The organism is Pseudomonas sp. Choline-02u-1 (assembly GCF_002836515.1).
Lineage (GTDB): Bacteria > Pseudomonadota > Gammaproteobacteria > Pseudomonadales > Pseudomonadaceae > Aquipseudomonas.
On record NZ_PJBC01000059.1, the window covers coordinates 199814 to 213220 of the forward strand.

Genomic DNA, 13407 nt, shown 5'->3' on the forward strand with positions numbered 1-13407 from the left:
TTCGCGAGCAAGCCCGCTCCCACAGTTGGAATGAGATCTCATGTAGGAGCGGGCTTGCTCGCGAAGAGGCCAGTACATTCACTACTTCTTATTGGCTCACAACACGGCCTGAAGTAACCTGTGCGCCACATTCACAGGCCGCCCCCATGATTTTCCTCATCGCCTACATCAGCAGCGTCGTGCTGATCAACTTCGCCTTTTCCACCGCACCGCACCTGGACATCATCTGGTCGGCCTGGGGCGGTTTGGTGTTCGTGCTGCGCGACATGGTGCAAACCCGCTTCGGTCATGGCGCAATCGTGGCCATGCTGGCGGCGCTGGTGCTGTCGTACATCACCTCTGACCCTTCCATTGCGCTGGCCAGCGCTACGGCGTTTGCAGTCTCCGAGTGCATCGACTGGCTGGTGTTCAGCATTACCAAACGGCCGTTGCGCGACCGCTTGTGGATCAGTTCGGCACTGAGCATTCCGCTGGATACCTTCATCTTTTTCGGCATGATCGACGCCTTGACGCCACCAGTGATCATCACTGCCCTGGCCTCGAAGTTCGCTGGCGTCACCGCAGTCTGGCTGATCATGGCCTGGCGTGACCGCAAACAGGCTGTCACCAGCTGAAGCCAAACCCTCGGGTTCATGTAAAATGCCGCGCTTTCTCCCCATGGAAAGCGCACTTGCGTGGCTTTCCTCGATGATCCGCTTCCTTTGAGGACCTGAGATGACCCGTATCGGAACTCCATTGTCGCCAACCGCGACCCGCGTATTGCTGTGTGGCTGTGGTGAGTTGGGCAAGGAAGTGGTAATCGAACTCCAGCGCCTGGGCGTTGAAGTGATTGCCGTCGACCGCTACGCCAACGCGCCGGCCATGCAAGTGGCCCATCGCAGCCACGTGATCAACATGCTCGACGGCGCTGCACTGCGCGCTGTGATCGAAGCCGAGAAACCGCACTTCATCGTGCCGGAAATCGAAGCCATCGCCACCGCCACGCTGGTCGAGCTGGAAGCCGAAGGCTTCACCGTGATCCCGACCGCCCGTGCGGCGCAGTTGACCATGAACCGCGAAGGCATCCGTCGTCTGGCCGCCGAAGAGCTCGACCTGCCGACCTCGCCGTATCACTTCGCCGACACCTTTGAGGACTACAGCAAAGCCGTCCAGGACCTGGGTTTCCCTTGCGTGGTCAAGCCGGTAATGAGTTCGTCGGGCAAGGGCCAGAGCCTGCTGCGCAGCGTCGATGACGTGCAGAAGGCCTGGGATTACGCGCAAGAGGGCGGTCGCGCCGGCAAAGGTCGGGTGATCGTCGAAGGCTTCATCGATTTCGATTACGAAATCACCCTGCTGACCGTGCGCCACATTGGCGGCACCACGTTCTGCGCCCCGGTCGGTCACCGTCAGGAGAAGGGCGACTATCAGGAATCCTGGCAGCCACAAGCCATGAGCCCGATTGCTCTGGCTGAATCCGAGCGCGTCGCCAAAGCGGTGACTGAAGCGCTGGGTGGCCGCGGACTGTTCGGCGTCGAGCTGTTCATCAAAGGCGATCAGGTGTGGTTCAGCGAAGTCTCGCCGCGCCCGCATGACACCGGTCTGGTCACGCTGATTTCTCAGGATCTGTCGCAATTTGCGCTGCACGCCCGCGCCATTCTCGGCCTGCCGGTACCGCTGATCCGTCAGTTCGGGCCATCGGCGTCGGCGGTGATTCTGGTCGAAGGGCAATCGACCCAGACCGCATTCGCCAATCTGGGTGCTGCGTTGAGCGAGCCGGATACCGCGCTGCGTCTGTTCGGCAAGCCTGAAGTGAACGGCCAGCGTCGCATGGGCGTGGCGCTGGCACGGGATGAGTCGATTGAGGCTGCACGTGCCAAGGCGACCCGTGCGTCGCAGGCGGTTGTTGTAGAGCTGTAAACCGAGTCGCGGCATTCGCGAGCAAGCCCGCTCCCACATGGGATTTGGTTGGACACAAGATTTGTGGCCAACCAATAAACCAGTGGGAGCGGGCTTGCTCGCGAAGCTTTTGATCTTGCGTCAGGCAACCCGATTCAGATCGTTATCCCGCGTCTCTTTCAAGCACACCACCGCAATCAGACTCAACACCGCTGCCGCCGACACATACCCGCCGACATAGCTCAACCCGCCCATCGCTACCAGTTTCTGCGCAAAGAACGGCGCCGCCGAGGCCCCGACGATCCCGCCGAGGTTATATGCCGCCGAAGCGCCGGTATAACGCACGTGGGTCGGAAACAGTTCAGGCAACAGCGCCCCCATCGGCGCGAATGTCACGCCCATCAAAAACAGCTCGATGCACAGAAACAGCGCCACGCCCCAGGTCGAGCCCTGCGTCAGCAACGGTTCCATCAGGAATCCGGACAGAATCGCCAGCACGCCACCGATGATCAGCACCGGTTTGCGCCCGTAACGGTCGCTGGCCCAAGCGGATAATGGCGTCGCTGCGGCCATGAACAACACGGCAAAGCACAGCAGGCCGAGGAACGTTTCGCGGCTGTAACCCAGCGTGGATACGCCGTAGCTGAGCGAAAACACTGTCGAGATATAGAACAGCGCATAGCAGACCACCATCGCCGCCGCACCGAGCAGCGTCGGCGCCCAGTATTGGCTGAACAACTCGACCAGCGGCACTTTTACCCGCTCCTGACGGGCGATCGCATTGGCGAAGACCGGCGTTTCGTGCAGCTTGAGGCGCACATACAGGCCGACCATCACCAGCGCTGCGCTGAGCAGAAACGGAATGCGCCAGCCCCAACTGCGGAACTGCTCGTCATCCAGCGTCATGGCCAAGGTCAGGAACAAACCGTTGGCCGCCAGAAAGCCAATCGATGGGCCGAGCTGCGGGAACATGCCGAACCAGGCGCGCTTGCCTTTCGGCGCGTTTTCCGTAGCCAGCAGCGCCGCGCCGCCCCATTCGCCGCCAAGGCCAAGGCCCTGGCCGAAACGCAGCACGCACAGCAGAATTGGCGCCCAGGCACCAATGCTGTCGTAGCCCGGCAGGACGCCGATCAATGTTGTGCAGACGCCCATCAATAGTAGCGAAGCGACCAGCGTCGATTTGCGCCCGATGCGGTCGCCGAAGTGGCCAAACAGCGCCGAGCCCAGTGGTCGGGCGAGGAAGGCAATACCAAAAGTGAGAAATGCCGACAGCATCTGTGCCGTACCGGAGGTCTGCGGAAAGAACACCGGCCCGATCACCAGCGCCGCAGCAGTGGCATAAACGTAGAAGTCGTAGAACTCGATGGCGGTGCCGATGAAGCTTGCCGTGGCCACGCGGGTGGCGGAATTGGTCGGCTGGGCAGGCGCGGTTTCGCTGTAAGCGGTATGGGTTGTCATACGGTGATCCCTGACAGTCATGAGCTCCAGTGGAGCGAATTTTATGGTCGAACACCCAGGGATGTGGGGTAGGGCGCGAGCGCTGTTTCGAGTAGGAACAGTCGTCGGTTTGCAACGCAACAGTCGGGATCCGGAAGTGCCGGGTAAGCACAGGGATCGACGGCGCTTGGGTAAGCGCCTCGATTATAGGAAGGGGGCTAACGATCAAACAAGCGCAAAAGATCGCAGGGTAGGAGCTGCCGAAGGCCCGGGCCGCGATCGGACGATCTTTTGATTTTCTATCGGGCAGGCGCTAAAGCAGGCACCGAGGAGGTCAGCCAGATCAACACCTTGCTCACCCGGTTCTCCTCGGTCTCGAGGATTTCCAGGCGATAACGTCCGATCTTCAGGCACACCGCGCTTTCCGGAATGGTTTCCAGCGCTTCGGTGACCAAGCCGTTCAGGGTTTTCGGACCGTCGCTTGGCAGATGCCAGCCCAAGCATTTGTTCACATCGCGGATCGACGCGGCACCATCGATCAGCATGCGCCCGTCGGCCTGAGGATGGATATGCGGGTTGTCGATGCTGTGTTCGCTTTCGAATTCGCCGACGATCTCTTCGAGGATATCCTCAAGGGTGACGATGCCCAGCACCTCGCCGTATTCATCGACGACCATGCCGAGACGGCGTTGCTGCTTGTGAAAGTTCAGCAATTGCAGTTGCAGTGGCGTGCTTTCCGGAACGAAGTAGGGCTCGTAGCTGGCGGTCATCAGCGCCTCGCGGGTCAGCCCGCCGTTGCTGAGCAAGTGGCCGATCTGGCGAGTGTTGAGCACCGCTTCGACTTGATTGATGTCGCTGTGAAACACCGGCAGGCGCGTGCGTTTGTTTTGTAGTAATTGCTCAATGATCTCTTCGATCGAATCGTCGAGGTTGATGCCATCGACGTCACTGCGCGGCACCAGAATGTCATTGACCGTGATGTTATCCAGCGCATGGATGCCCGACACCGGGTGGCTGCGCACGGGATGTTCGGGATCATCATCGTGATCGGTCGGCAGTTCGTCCTCGCTCTGTTGCACCACCTGCGCCTTGCGCGTGAAAGGAGTGATCAGCAACGCGCTGACCCGGCTGAACAGCCACGCAAGCGGATAGACGATTTTCATCGGCACCACCAGCAAAGCGTTGCCGAACGCCAGCACAGCGTCGGGATAGCGCCGGGCCACGGTGCGCGGGAAATAATCGGCGAACACCAGCAGGATGGCTCCGGCGCCCAGGCATGCTGCCCATGGGCCGTCTTCTTCGCAGAGAAAAATCGCCAGCAGCGTCGCGATGATCACGGCAAGAGCGCGGCATAAGGTATTGCAGAGGATCAGGCTGTCGAGCGGGAAGCTCAGCTTCGCCAGCGGTTTATCGCTGGCGCGCGAGGCAATACGTTGCGCGAGCAGGTGCTGCTGCGCGATTTCGACGGCGGTAAACAGCCCTGACCATAAAATCAGCAGGACAAATATCGCGAGCATCGGCCCTATGGGCAAACCGTCCATTTATGCCGCCCGTCAGATGTGCAGAATGTATTCACGAACCAGTTTGCTGCCGAAGTACGCCAGCATCAGCAGGCAGAAACCGGCGAGCGTCCAGCGAATCGCCTTGTGGCCGCGCCAGCCCAGACGGTTGCGACCCCACAGCAGCACGCTGAAGACGATCCACGCCAGACAGGCCAGCAGGGTCTTGTGCACCAGATGCTGGGCAAACAGGTTCTCGACGAACAGCCAGCCGGAAATCAGCGACAGCGACAGCAGCGTCCAGCCGGCCCAGAGAAAGCCGAACAGCAGACTTTCCATGGTTTGCAGCGGCGGGAAGTTCCTGATCAGCCCTGACGGGTGTTTGTGCTTGAGCTGATGATCCTGGACCAGCAGCAGCAATGCCTGGAACACCGCGATGGTGAACATGCCGTAGGCGAGGATCGACAATAGGATGTGCGCGAGGATGCCCGGCTCTTCATCGATGATCTGTACCGTGCCGGTCGGCGCGAACTGCGCCAGCAATACCGTGATCGCACCGAGCGGGAACAGCAGCACCAGCAGGTTTTCCACCGGGATTCGCGAGCAGGCGATCAGCGTCAGTGCAATCACTGCGGCAGCAATCAGGCTCGATGCGCTGAAGAAATCCAGGCCCAGGCCGATCGGGGTCAGCAGATGCGTGAGCAGGCTGGCGCCGTGGGCGAGCACGGCGAAGATGCCGAGGCTGACCAGCAGGCGCTTGTTCGCCTTGGCGCCGGTGGCCAGGCGAGTACTTTGATAGACGGTCGCAGCGGCATAGAGCAGGGCGGCGGCGAGGGTGGTCAGCAAACTGGGTGACAAGGGGAGCATAAATCCTGTTAGGCGAGCCCGAAAGGCGCTGAGTTTGGCATAGAACCGCCACGGCACGAAAGACTCCGCTAGCTGACGGCGAGGTGTCCGCCAGCCGCAGTCTTCGCTATAATCCGCGACCTGCCCACGCCGCAGGCTCGCCGAGCACATGTTGATGCCGGTCTGGGCCGCCATTATCCCGGTTCGTACAGGGCCTGAAAGGATCGCGCAATGTTTGAAAACTTAACCGACCGTCTCTCGCAGACGCTGCGCCATGTCACCGGCAAGGCGAAGCTGACCGAGGACAACATCAAAGACACCCTGCGTGAAGTGCGCATGGCGTTGCTCGAAGCCGACGTCGCGCTGCCGGTGGTCAAGGACTTCGTCAATTCGGTCAAGGAACGCGCCGTCGGCACCGAGGTGTCGCGCAGCCTGACGCCGGGCCAGGCGTTCGTGAAAATCGTCCAGGCCGAGCTCGAAAGCCTGATGGGCGCGGCCAATGAAGACCTGAACCTGAGTGCCGTTCCGCCAGCCGTGATTCTGATGGCCGGTCTGCAGGGCGCCGGTAAAACCACCACCGCCGGCAAACTGGCGCGCTTCCTTAAAGAGCGCAAGAAGAAGTCGGTCATGGTTGTTTCGGCGGACATCTACCGTCCGGCAGCGATCAAACAGCTGGAAACCCTGGCCAACGACATCGGCGTGACGTTTTTTCCGTCCGACCTGAGCCAGAAGCCGGTCGACATCGCCAATGCGGCTATTAAAGAAGCCAAGCTGAAATTCATCGACGTGGTCATCGTCGACACCGCCGGGCGTCTGCACATCGACGAAGAGATGATGGGCGAGATCAAGGCGCTGCACGCCGCGATCAACCCGGTCGAAACCCTGTTCGTGGTCGATGCCATGACCGGTCAGGACGCCGCCAATACGGCCAAGGCCTTCGGTGATGCACTGCCGCTGACCGGTGTGATCCTGACCAAGGTCGACGGCGACGCCCGTGGCGGTGCGGCGCTGTCGGTGCGCGCCATTACCGGCAAGCCGATCAAGTTCATTGGTATGGGCGAGAAGAGCGAAGCGCTCGACCCGTTCCACCCTGAGCGTATCGCCTCACGGATCCTCGGCATGGGCGACGTGCTCAGCCTGATCGAACAAGCCGAAGCGACGCTGGACAAGGACAAGGCCGACAAACTGGCCAAGAAGCTGAAGAAGGGCAAGGGCTTCGACCTCGAAGACTTCCGCGATCAGCTGCAGCAGATGAAGAACATGGGCGGCCTCGGCGGGCTCATGGACAAGCTGCCGAGCATCGGCGGCGTCAACCTGTCGCAAATGGGCAATGCCCAGAACGCCGCAGAGAAGCAGTTCAAACAGATGGAAGCCATCATCAACTCGATGACCCCGGCCGAGCGCCGCGATCCGGAGCTGATCAGCGGTTCGCGCAAGCGCCGGATCGCCATGGGTTCCGGCACTCAAGTGCAGGACATCGGCCGCTTGATCAAGCAACACAAGCAGATGCAGAAGATGATGAAGAAATTCACCGCCAAGGGCGGTATGGCAAAAATGATGCGCGGCATGGGCGGTATGTTGCCCGGCGGCGGCATGCCGAAGATGTGAGACAGGACACTTGGACTTCGCCGGTCGTCGCACCGGCGCAGACCCTGCAAGGACGCAGGATCAACAGTAAACCCGCACTCGGCGGGAGCTGACCGGCCGTTTTTATCGACGGCTCTCTATGCAAATCTGCACGGCATGCCATGGGCGCCGGAAAAAGTCATTTGCAAAAGTCCGGATATTCCTTAGAATATGCGGCCTTTCGGGCACCCATGCCCGCTGTGCATTTAGATTTGCAGCACCGACTACAGGAACGATGTTCACATGCTAACAATCCGTCTTGCCCTTGGCGGCTCCAAAAAGCGCCCGTTTTACCACCTGACCGTAACCGACTCGCGTAACCCGCGTGACGGCTCCCACAAAGAACAGGTTGGTTTCTTCAACCCTGTTGCCCGTGGTCAGGAAATCCGTCTGTCCGTGAACCAAGAACGCGTTGCCTACTGGCTGAGCGTTGGTGCACAACCTTCTGAGCGCGTTGCTCAGTTGTTGAAGGAATCTGCCAAGGCTGCGGCCTGAGCAATATGAACGCGACGCCAGCTCCTGCCGATGATTTGATCGTTATTGGCAAAATTTATTCTGTTCATGGCGTTCGCGGCGAAGTGAAGGTGTATTCCTTTACTGATCCGACTGAAAACCTGTTGCAGTACAAAACCTGGACGCTCAAGCGCGAAGGCAATGTCAAACAGGTCGAGCTGGTCAGTGGACGCGGGAGCGACAAGTTCCTGGTCGCCAAGCTCAAGGGTCTCGATGATCGTGAAGAAGCTCGTCTTCTGGCCGGTTATGAGATCTGCGTGCCGCGCAACCTGTTCGCTGAATTGACCGAAGGCGAGTACTACTGGTACCAGCTGGAAGGTCTGAAGGTCATCGACACCCTTGGGCAATTGCTCGGGAAAATCGATCATCTTCTGGAAACCGGCGCCAATGATGTAATGGTCGTCAAGCCTTGCGCTGGCAGCCTGGATGATCGCGAACGCCTGTTGCCCTATACCGAGCAATGCGTGTTGGCCGTCGACCTGGCAGCGGGCGAGATGAAGGTGGATTGGGACGCGGACTTCTAAACGTGGCTAACATGCGCGTAGAAGTGATCAGTTTGTTTCCCGAGATGTTTTCCGCCATTGGCGATTACGGCATCACCAGTCGTGCGGTCAAACAGGGGCTCTTGCAGCTGACCTGTTGGAATCCGCGAGATTACACGACGGATCGGCATCACACTGTGGACGATCGCCCGTTTGGCGGTGGTCCGGGCATGGTGATGAAGATCAAACCCCTGGAAGATGCACTGGCTCAGGCCAAGGCAGCAGCCGGGGAGGCGGCGAAGGTGATTTACCTGTCCCCCCAAGGCCGTCAACTGACTCAGTCGGCGGTACGCGAGCTGGCACAATCGGATGCATTGATCCTGATTGCCGGCCGCTACGAAGGCATTGACGAGCGCTTTATTGAGGCTCATGTCGATGAAGAGTGGTCGATTGGCGACTATGTACTGTCTGGCGGCGAGCTGCCGGCCATGGTCCTGATCGATGCGGTTACACGACTGCTGCCTGGAGCTTTAGGGCATGCGGATTCCGCTGAGGAAGATTCCTTTACGGATGGTCTGCTGGATTGCCCGCACTACACCCGACCGGAGGTGTATGCGGATCAGCGTGTTCCCGACGTGTTGCTGAGTGGCAATCACGCGCATATCCGGCGTTGGCGTTTACAGCAGTCCCTAGGTCGGACCTATGAACGACGCGCCGATCTTCTGGAAAGCCGCTCGCTTTCTGGAGAAGAGAAGAAGCTGCTCGAGGAATACATCCGCGAGCGGGACGATAGTTAACAACGTATCGATGGTAGATCGAACGATTTACCTTAGGAGCACAGCATGACCAACAAAATCATCCTTGCACTCGAAGCAGAGCAGATGACCAAAGAAATCCCTACCTTCGCCCCAGGCGACACTATTGTCGTTCAGGTGAAAGTGAAGGAAGGCGATCGTTCCCGTCTGCAAGCGTTCGAAGGCGTTGTAATCGCCAAGCGTAACCGCGGCGTGAACAGTGCGTTCACCGTTCGTAAAATCTCCAACGGTGTTGGCGTAGAACGTACTTTCCAGACCTACTCGCCGCAAATCGACAGCATGGCTGTCAAGCGTCGCGGTGACGTACGTAAAGCCAAGCTGTACTACCTGCGCGACCTGTCGGGTAAAGCAGCCCGCATCAAGGAAAAACTGGCTTAAGTCCAGCTTCCGATGCAGAAAAAAGCAGCCTACGGGCTGCTTTTTTGTTGCCCGGGATTTGTGCTGCGAAGATCTTCAGTCTATCTGTGACCGAGTCGCGACCTTCGAGCTTGCTCGCGAATCGATCCATCAGGCGCCGGAACCTTCCGGTTGAATCAACGCCAGCAACGTCCACCCAGCCCCCGGCTTCAACGCCGTTTCCGGTGTCACTACATGCACCCAGCCGCTGCCATCACGCATGAACAGCAGCGTCGCGCGATGGCCGTGCAGCGATTGGTAATCCTCCCAGCCAAACCCATCCGTCAAGGTTGTGCTGTAGAGCTCCGCTCCCTGGCCCATCTGACCGGCCAGTTTCGAATAGGTCAGTGCCTCACTGCCCAATTGATTGCCCCGGTGTTCCAGGCTTGCTCGATGTTTATCGCTGCGCCGGCTTTCATGGCCGCTGGCCAGACCGAACAGGCGCTGATGACCGAAGTCATGACGAAAGCGCATCGCCGCCAATGTGTTCAGTTCACCCGACGGTGACAGCGCGAGCAAATGCCCCAACCCCACCAGATCCAGATGCGCGTCAGCATGCTGCGACGCCGGGTTGCCAAAATAGGTTGGCAAGCCTTCCATGCGTGCCGCTCGAATATTTTCCCAGCTCGAATCCGTCAGCAGGACGCGGCTGCCCAGTTGCTGCAGCGATTTGCCCAATTCGCGGGCCGGACCATTGGCGCCCACGATCAGAAAACCGCTCGGCGCCGGTTCGGCCACTTTCAGCAGCCGTGCCAGCGGTCGTGCCGTTGCGCTTTGCAAAACCACGGTGCCGATGATTACCGCGAAGGTCAGCGGCACCAGCAGCAGGGCGCCTTCATGTCCGGATTCATCCAGGCGAATCGCGAAAATTGCCGAGACAGCCGCAGCGACGATCCCGCGTGGCGCGATCCAGCAAAGCAAGGCCCGTTCACGCCAGCTGAGACTGGAGCCGGCGGTGCTGAGCAAGACGTTCAATGGCCGGGCGATCAGCTGGATCACCAACAGCAGGATCAACACCAGCGGTCCCAGGCCGATCAACGCGTTCAGGTCCAGACGTGCCGCGAGCAGGATGAACAGCCCGGAAATCAGCAACACGCTGAGGTTTTCCTTGAAGTGCAGGATGTGTCGCACATCCACGCCTTTCATGTTGGCCAGCCACATGCCCATCAGCGTCACCGCCAGCAGGCCGGACTCATGCATCACTTGGTTGGCGCAGATGAAAATCGCCAGCACCGCTGCCAGCGACGCCAGGTTATGCAAGTATTCGGGCAGCCACTGACGCCGGATCACCGTCCCCAGCGCCCAGCCACCGACGACACCAAACACGGCGCCGCAGAGGATCACCCCGCCGAAGGTGAGGAGACTTTGCTTGAGGCCATGGCCTTCAGCGCTGGCGATGATGAAGCTGTACACCACCACCGCGAGCAGAGCGCCGATCGGATCGATCACGATGCCTTCCCAGCGCAGGATGTTGGCGATCGAGGCTTTTGGCCGCACCACCCGCAGCATCGGCACGATCACGGTCGGACCGGTGACCAGCGTCAGGCTGCCAAACAGAATCGCCAGCATCCAGTCGAAGCCGAGCAGAAAATGCGTGGCAACCGCGATGACAATCCAGGTCGAAATCGCTCCGAGGGTCACCAGTCGATGGACGACGCTGCCGATCTCTTTCCATTCCGACAGGTGCAGGGTCAGGCTGCCCTCAAACAGGATCAGCGCCACTGCCAGAGACACCAGCGGCATCAGCAGCGGGCCGAACATTTCCTGCGGGTCGAGCCAACCCAGCAGCGGGCCGGCCAAAATGCCGGTCAGCAACAGAAACAGAATGGCCGGCAGCTTCAGGCGCCATGCCAGCCACTGACAACCCAGCGCAGCGGCGCCGATCCCGCCAAATGCCAAGAGAATTTGCTGCTCGTTCATTGAAGCTCCCTGTTCCTTGATCTGGCTGGCTATGAAAGACTAGCGGCCATTCCCGTCGTTCACTGTCTATTTGCACGCAGTGTGAAAAACTGCCTGCCCTGAGCACTCATGCCTGCCATCGACCATCCGCTGATTGATCAATTCCTCGACGCTTTATGGCTGGAGAAAGGCCTGTCGGACAATACCCGCGACGCCTATCGCAGCGACCTCGCGCTGTTCAACGGGTGGTTGCAGGAGAAGAACCTTGAGCTGATCAACGCCGGGCGCGAATTGATCCTCGATCACCTGGCCTGGCGCCTGGAGCAAAACTACAAGCCACGTTCCACCGCGAGATTCCTCTCTGGAGTGCGTGGTTTTTATCGCTATCTGCTGCGGGAAAAGTTGATCAGCGTCGATCCGACCTTACGCGTCGACATGCCGCAACTCGGCAGGCCGTTACCCAAGTCGCTGTCGGAGGCCGACGTCGAAGCACTGCTCAAGGCGCCTGACCTGAGCGACGCCATCGGCCAGCGCGACCGCGCGATGCTGGAGGTGCTGTATGCCTGTGGCCTGCGCGTGACCGAACTGATCAGTCTGACGCTGGAGCAGGTCAACCTGCGCCAGGGCGTGTTGCGGGTGATGGGCAAGGGCAGCAAGGAGCGGCTGGTGCCGATGGGCGAGGAGGCGATTGTCTGGGTCGAGCGTTATATGCGTGATGGTCGTGGCGAATTGCTCGGTGGCCGCCCCAGCGATGTGCTGTTCCCCAGCCAGCGCGGCGAGCAGATGACCCGCCAGACCTTCTGGCACCGGATCAAGCATCAGGCCAAGGTTGCCGGCATCAGCAAGTCGCTATCACCACACACCTTGCGTCATGCGTTCGCCACGCATCTGCTCAACCATGGCGCGGACTTGCGCGTGGTGCAGATGTTGCTCGGGCACAGCGACCTCTCCACGACGCAGATCTATACTCATGTCGCCCGCGCCCGCTTGCAGGATCTGCACGCCAGACACCACCCGCGCGGCTGAATACAAAACCTTGTGCAGGAGCGGCCGAAGGCTGCGATCCTTTGATCTTGCTGTCGCTTACAGAAGCCAGAATCAAAAGATCGCAGCCTCTGGCAGCTCCTACAAAATGAGATCGATGTCTTGTGTCAGGCGCATTCGGCCACCGTGACCTTATGTGTTAGGCTTTGCCGGTTTGCACGATGGACGGTTATGACCCGATGTTTCGCATGGGTGTTCTGACCGTTCCATTGGCCCGCCCTCAGGAGTACTCATGCGTCTGACCCAGATTTTCGCCGCCGCCGCCATTGCGTTGGTGAGCACCTTTGCCATCGCCGATGACGCGGCCGACAAAGCCATTCGTCAAAGCCTGGAAAAACTCGAACTCGAGGTTCCGGTCGAAAGCATCAGTGCCAGCCCGTTGCCCGGCATGTACGAAGTCAAACTTCAAGGCAGTCGCGTGCTGTACGCCAGTGCCGATGGCCAGTACATCGTTCAGGGCAACCTGTACCAGCTCGCGAACGGCAAACCGGTCAACCTGACCGAGAAGACCGAGCGCCTGGGCATTTCCAAACTGATCAATGCCATCCCTGTCGCCGAAACCGTGGTCTACCCGGCGGTCGGCGAAACCAAGTCGCACATCACCGTATTCACCGACACCACCTGCCCGTACTGCCACAAATTGCATGCCGAAGTGCCCGAGCTGAACAAGCGCGGCATCGAAGTCCGCTACGTGGCGTTTCCGCGTCAGGGCCTGAATTCGCCGGGTGACGAGCAGTTGCAAGCAGTGTGGTGTTCGAAAGACAAGAAAGCCGCCATGGACAAGATGGTCGATGGCAAGGAAATCAAGGCCGCCAAGTGCGATAACCCGGTTTCCAAGCAGTTCGCCCTCGGTCAGTCGATCGGCGTGAACGGTACACCGGCCATCGTTTTGGCTGACGGCCAAGTCATTCCGGGCTACCAGCCGGCGCCACAAGTCGCCAAACTGGCGCTGGGCGCGAAGTAATTCGCATCGTC

The 13407-nt window shown here is 59.8% G+C and carries 13 protein-coding genes; 9 read left to right on the top strand and 4 right to left on the bottom strand.

Going from position 1 to position 13407, the window contains the following annotated elements:
- The first annotated feature begins 146 nt into the window (after window positions 1-146).
- Window positions 147-614 carry a VUT family protein gene (locus tag CXF97_RS16225; protein ID WP_101159354.1) on the top strand — a complete coding sequence of 156 codons (468 nt, stop codon included), beginning with the start codon at window positions 147-149 and terminating at the stop codon, window positions 612-614.
- A 100-nt stretch (window positions 615-714) separates the two neighbouring features.
- Window positions 715-1896: a formate-dependent phosphoribosylglycinamide formyltransferase gene (gene purT / locus CXF97_RS16230; protein WP_101159355.1), complete on the top strand. Its 1182-nt coding sequence runs from the start codon at window positions 715-717 to the stop codon at window positions 1894-1896.
- Window positions 1897-2016: 120 nt separating this feature from the next.
- Here purT and CXF97_RS16235 read toward each other — a convergent pair whose 3' ends face one another.
- The 3 genes from CXF97_RS16235 to CXF97_RS16250 form a co-directional block, all read right to left on the bottom strand.
- A complete protein-coding gene (locus CXF97_RS16235; RefSeq protein ID WP_101159356.1) occupies window positions 2017-3333 on the bottom strand; it encodes an MFS transporter in 1317 nt (438 codons plus the stop codon).
- A 278-nt stretch (window positions 3334-3611) separates the two neighbouring features.
- Window positions 3612-4853 carry a transporter associated domain-containing protein gene (locus tag CXF97_RS16245; protein ID WP_101159358.1) on the bottom strand — a complete coding sequence of 414 codons (1242 nt, stop codon included), beginning with the start codon at window positions 4851-4853 and terminating at the stop codon, window positions 3612-3614.
- 12 nt (window positions 4854-4865) lie between these two features.
- Window positions 4866-5678, bottom strand: a complete 813-nt coding sequence (locus tag CXF97_RS16250) for an inner membrane protein YpjD (RefSeq protein ID WP_101159359.1) — start codon at window positions 5676-5678, stop codon at window positions 4866-4868.
- Window positions 5679-5888: 210 nt separating this feature from the next.
- Here CXF97_RS16250 and ffh point away from each other — a divergent pair, with 210 nt between their 5' ends.
- The 5 genes from ffh (at window position 5889) to rplS (ending at window position 9471) form a co-directional block, all read left to right on the top strand.
- A complete protein-coding gene (ffh, locus tag CXF97_RS16255; RefSeq protein ID WP_007967791.1) occupies window positions 5889-7265 on the top strand; it encodes a signal recognition particle protein in 1377 nt (458 codons plus the stop codon).
- A gap of 261 nt (window positions 7266-7526) precedes the next feature.
- On the top strand, window positions 7527-7778 hold the full coding sequence (gene rpsP, locus CXF97_RS16260; protein WP_003185073.1) for a 30S ribosomal protein S16: 252 nt from the start codon (window positions 7527-7529) through the stop codon (window positions 7776-7778).
- Between the two features lie 5 nt (window positions 7779-7783).
- On the top strand, window positions 7784-8320 hold the full coding sequence (rimM, locus tag CXF97_RS16265) for a ribosome maturation factor RimM (RefSeq protein WP_101159360.1): 537 nt from the start codon (window positions 7784-7786) through the stop codon (window positions 8318-8320).
- Window positions 8321-8331: 11 nt separating this feature from the next.
- Window positions 8332-9075 (top strand): tRNA (guanosine(37)-N1)-methyltransferase TrmD, encoded by a 744-nt coding sequence (trmD, locus tag CXF97_RS16270; protein ID WP_178081201.1) that lies wholly within the window; start codon window positions 8332-8334, stop codon window positions 9073-9075.
- A gap of 45 nt (window positions 9076-9120) precedes the next feature.
- A complete protein-coding gene (gene rplS, locus CXF97_RS16275; RefSeq protein ID WP_003175895.1) occupies window positions 9121-9471 on the top strand; it encodes a 50S ribosomal protein L19 in 351 nt (116 codons plus the stop codon).
- A gap of 129 nt (window positions 9472-9600) precedes the next feature.
- On the opposite strand, the gene CXF97_RS16280 is transcribed toward rplS, so the two are convergent.
- Window positions 9601-11409, bottom strand: a complete 1809-nt coding sequence (locus CXF97_RS16280; RefSeq protein ID WP_101159362.1) for a sodium:proton antiporter — start codon at window positions 11407-11409, stop codon at window positions 9601-9603.
- A 108-nt stretch (window positions 11410-11517) separates the two neighbouring features.
- Here CXF97_RS16280 and xerD point away from each other — a divergent pair, with 108 nt between their 5' ends.
- Together xerD and dsbC are read left to right on the top strand one after the other, a co-directional pair.
- Entirely contained in the window at window positions 11518-12414 is an 897-nt protein-coding gene (gene xerD / locus CXF97_RS16285; RefSeq protein WP_101159363.1) for a site-specific tyrosine recombinase XerD, read from the top strand.
- 250 nt (window positions 12415-12664) lie between these two features.
- On the top strand, window positions 12665-13396 hold the full coding sequence (gene dsbC / locus CXF97_RS16290; RefSeq protein WP_101159364.1) for a bifunctional protein-disulfide isomerase/oxidoreductase DsbC: 732 nt from the start codon (window positions 12665-12667) through the stop codon (window positions 13394-13396).
- Window positions 13397-13407: the final 11 nt, after the last annotated feature.